Source organism: Sphaerochaeta sp. S2 (assembly GCF_016406725.1).
Classification (GTDB): Bacteria; Spirochaetota; Spirochaetia; order Sphaerochaetales; family Sphaerochaetaceae; genus Sphaerochaeta.
Map to the genome: position 1 here is coordinate 1 of NZ_JAEKNT010000248.1, position 3,975 is coordinate 3,975.

Sequence of the window (3,975 nt, forward strand, 5' to 3'; positions counted from 1 at the left end):
GTGTGGCCCTGTCCATGATTGAGGGAGCTGAGCAGCGTGGCCTGCTTTCAGCCGATTCCGTCATCATCGAGCCTACCAGTGGGAATACCGGCGTTGGACTGGCCTATGTTGCAGCGGTAAAGGGGTATCGCTTGATTATCACGATGCCTGAGACAATGAGTCTTGAAAGACGTAAACTCCTCTCTGCTTTGGGTGCTGAATTGGTCCTGACCGAAGGATCACTTGGCATGAAAGGATCCATTGCAAAGGCTGAGGAACTTGCCAAGCAGATTCCTCATGCATTCATTCCAAGCCAATTTGACAACCCCGACAATCCAGCTGTCCACTATCGTACAACCGGTGTGGAGATCTGGGAGGATACCGCACACACCGTCGATTTGTTTGTTGCAGGTGTTGGTACCGGTGGAACCATCAGTGGAGTGGGCAAGTACCTCAAGGAACAAAATCCCCAGGTGAAAATTGTTGCTGTGGAGCCATCAACCAGCCCAGTGCTGAGTGAAGGGTATGGTGGTCCCCACAAGATCCAGGGTATTGGGGCAGGGTTTGTTCCCGGTAATCTCGATCGCTCTGTAATTGATGAGATAGTGACCGTTGAGGATGCAAAGGCAGGAAAGACTGCTCGCTCTCTTGCAAAGCAGGAGGGACTGTTGGTTGGTATTTCCAGTGGGGCGGCAATGTATGTTGCGCTCCAATACGCTGCAGATCCAGCGTGGAAGGGAAAAACCATCGTTGTTCTGCTCCCTGATTCTGGTGAGCGTTATTTATCGACCTGGTTGTTCGAAGAAGACTAGGAAAACCTATCGATTGTGATATAATTACGTATGAGAGCGTTGTTCAGATTACCACAGATTGAGGCAGCAAGAACAGCCGCTTCCTATAAGCTGCTGAGTGATGATGCGCTGTATGCCATGGGGTTAGCCTACGTTGAGGAGGCACTTCATGAGATGGGTCAGACGGTTGTGTTCCGTAGCGGCAGCAGAAACCGATACCCGCAGCTCAAGGCCCAGAAGCAAAATGGTAGACTCTGGTGGATTATCGTCGGAGTGGGTATGTACCCCAATCGTCCTCACCTAAGTGAAGAGGTAGCCAAACAGGTACTCAAGCATGCACCCGAGGAACAAGCAAAAGTCTATTTTGCTCCCGTGATGTTCATCAATACCCGTTCTCAGAATCTTTCCCTACCGAGTCAGAATGGATCATTTACAGCACTGTTTAATGGTTTGACCCCGGTAACTAAACGTTCTCGTCAGTGACATAGGTGGGAATGGCTCGACCCTCGCTGTCTTTCTCCATCCCCCAGGTCAGGGTGAATGGTACATCAATCAGTGTGGAAAATAGATGGGAAAGAAAGAATTCATCGCTGCACGCCACCCTATGGCAGGCATACCGTCTTTTCGTTGATTCCCCTTTGAGGAGAGAAGTATGGACATACTCCAGCAGTTCAAAGAGTTCCTTCTCTGAAGGTTCATCTATCAAAGTATTGACCAACGGATCCTCAAGATATGAGAGAGCTCTCTGCTCCAGTTCCTCCTGGTTTTTCCCCAAAGCCACTATTGAGGTGAGGCCTGTCTGGTAGTCAACGGCAACCAAGGCCTCGCAGATTCCTTCCTTCCCATATTCCGCCGCACGATCAAGGACCTGGCATTGCATGCCAAAATCAAGAGCATTGTAGATGGCAGATATTTCTGGATAGGCTTGCAAATGCAAATCGGCAAAGCTGAAAGGATAATGCAACGAGAAGGAATCATCTTCAAGTTTAGAGAGAACTTGTGCAACGGTCTTGATCTGTCCCAGGTCAAGATACGATAAGAGTGTTCTTTTCTCATGAACCATGAATCGATAGCGAGAACGTAAGATAGTATCATGTACACTTGTTCGCATTCCCGTCTTTCCTTGATTCATGGAAGGCAGTATAGCACAATGGCGAAATAATGGCTAATAGAAGTGATGCATGCTTTGCTTGAAAGAAGCGAAGAGCTTTGCTATTGTTTCGGCTATGAATGATACCCTGATTAATCTCGAGGCAACGTTGTTTTGTGGACAAACATTTGCTTGGACCAAGGAAGGCCCAACCTATGAAGCGGTGCTTGGGGGGCGTCATATCATGTTTGAGGAAGCTGACTTCCCCACATTGGTAGCAGAGGATGCCACAATCTCTCATTACTTCGATATGGAGTGGGAGTATGATGAAGCTGAGCGTGAGCTCAGCGCTCTTGACCCCCATCTCTCCTTGCTCATCAGTCAGTATCGGAGTATTCACATACTCAACCAAGATCCATGGGAAGTTTTGGTCAGTTTCCTCCTCAGCCAGAACAACAATATCAAGCGTATCAGGGGGATGTATCAAACCCTTTGTAGAACCTATGGAACAGAAGTTTCCCCCGGTGTATTTGCCTTTCCCCGGCCAGAGCAACTTGAGGGGGTGAGTGAGACTGCGTTTAGGGCACTGGGTATGGGGTTCAGGGCTCCTTACCTTATCAGCGCCATCTCTCATGCAGATCTTCTTGAATCCATTGAGTCCCTGGACTACCTGTCTGCAAAAGAGCTGCTCAAGAGCATCAGGGGAGTAGGAGAAAAGGTTGCCTCTTGTATTTTGCTGTTTGGATACCATCATATGGAAGCATTCCCTCTCGATACCTGGATGCAGAAGGTGATGAAGCGACATTATCCCACAAAAGATGAAACATTCTTTGCACCGTACGCAGCGCTTGCTCAGCAGTACCTGTTCCATGGGGAGCGTCTAGGAGGTAGGCAGTGATACCTGTAACAGTAATTGGGATCCGTTTTGATCAGTTCCCTCCCTCAGCCCATTCACAATTCTCATTCACTGAGAAACAGCTTAGTGCCATAACCATTAAACTGCGTAAGCAAACCCGTAGTGATGCGGTGATCCTGCTTTCCACCTGTGACCGTGTGGAAGTGTGGTGTGAGAATCCACAAATTGATTGCAAGGAGCCGTTTCTCAAGGCACTCTCTCTTCCCGTGCTCATATGGACCGAGCATACCTACAGCATCTTCGGTGAGGAGGCGATCGAGCATCTGTTCTCTTTGGCATGTGGCCTGCTTAGTCCCCTTTTTGGTGAGGACCAGATTATCAGCCAGATACACACAAGCCTCTTGAGAAGTCGAATCCATGGTTGCGCTTCACCCAGGATGGAGTATCTTTTCAGGGAAGCGATTACCACGGCAAAAGCAGTTCAATCGAAGGTTGACCTGCAGGTTCCCGATGAGTCCCTGGCTGAGGCAGTGCTTATGCTTCTTGAGAAGCGGGAAGCCGACAAGAAGGTGATGCTTATCGGGAGTAGTGCCCTCTCTCGTCTTGTGGCAAAAACTCTCTCTGGAAAGGGATATCAGGTAACCATGACATTCCGCGATCTTGAAAAAGCAGATCTTTTACTGCCAGAGGGCGTTCATGCACTCGCCTATGAGGAGCGTTTTGATCATTTCAAATCATACGATGTAGTGATCAGTGCAACGAAGGGGATGGAGTATACCGTTGATCTCGACAGCCCCGATGGCCCAAAGCTTTTCATTGACCTAGCACCGGTAAGGGATATCAATCCAGTACTGGCTGAGAGGAAAAATGTTGAAGTACTTACGGTGGAAGACTTTTCTGTGTCCCTGCCCCGAAGGGAAGCAGCTACTGCCGAAGCAAGGATCATACTGTCTGAGCGATTGGGAAAGGCTGTTCACTACCTAACCTACCGACATCAGGTGGAGGCCGTTCAGCATATGGCAGGCCAGGCTGCAAACGACTTGGTATATCGGCTCAATAGCTCTCTGTCTTCACACAAACTGGACCTCGATTTCCGCAAGGATCTCTATGAGACCGCCAGGAAGGCATTCAGTCATCAACTCTATCAGGAGAGAAAGAGGGAAGCTGCCATACAGCGATATGACCTTTCCCTATGCTTGGAAAGTGGCCATGCGAGGTATCCTGGTGACCCTGATACCATTCTCGAACCATTCCATACC

At 49.0% G+C, this 3,975-nt stretch carries 5 protein-coding genes; 4 read left to right on the forward strand and 1 reads right to left on the reverse strand.

Annotation, left to right across the window (positions count from 1 at the left end):
• Together cysK and JF818_RS07055 are read left to right on the forward strand one after the other, a co-directional pair.
• Positions 1-791: cysteine synthase A (gene cysK / locus JF818_RS07050; protein ID WP_198891326.1), on the forward strand; the 791-nt coding region annotated here is incomplete at its 5' end.
• A gap of 30 nt (positions 792-821) precedes the next feature.
• Entirely contained in the window at positions 822-1,253 is a 432-nt protein-coding gene (locus JF818_RS07055) for a hypothetical protein (protein ID WP_198891327.1), read from the forward strand.
• On the opposite strand, the gene JF818_RS07060 is transcribed toward JF818_RS07055, so the two are convergent.
• A complete protein-coding gene (locus tag JF818_RS07060; protein ID WP_198891328.1) occupies positions 1,234-1,902 on the reverse strand; it encodes a hypothetical protein in 669 nt (222 codons plus the stop codon). The genes JF818_RS07055 and JF818_RS07060 overlap by 20 nt on opposite strands.
• Before the next feature lie 94 nt (positions 1,903-1,996).
• On the opposite strand from JF818_RS07060, the gene JF818_RS07065 reads away from it, so the two are divergent.
• Entirely contained in the window at positions 1,997-2,758 is a 762-nt protein-coding gene (locus JF818_RS07065; protein ID WP_198891329.1) for a DNA-3-methyladenine glycosylase, read from the forward strand.
• Positions 2,755-3,975, forward strand: a 1,221-nt coding sequence (locus JF818_RS16660; protein WP_198891330.1) for a hypothetical protein, incomplete at its 3' end; no start/stop codon positions are given. The genes JF818_RS07065 and JF818_RS16660, both read left to right, overlap by 4 nt.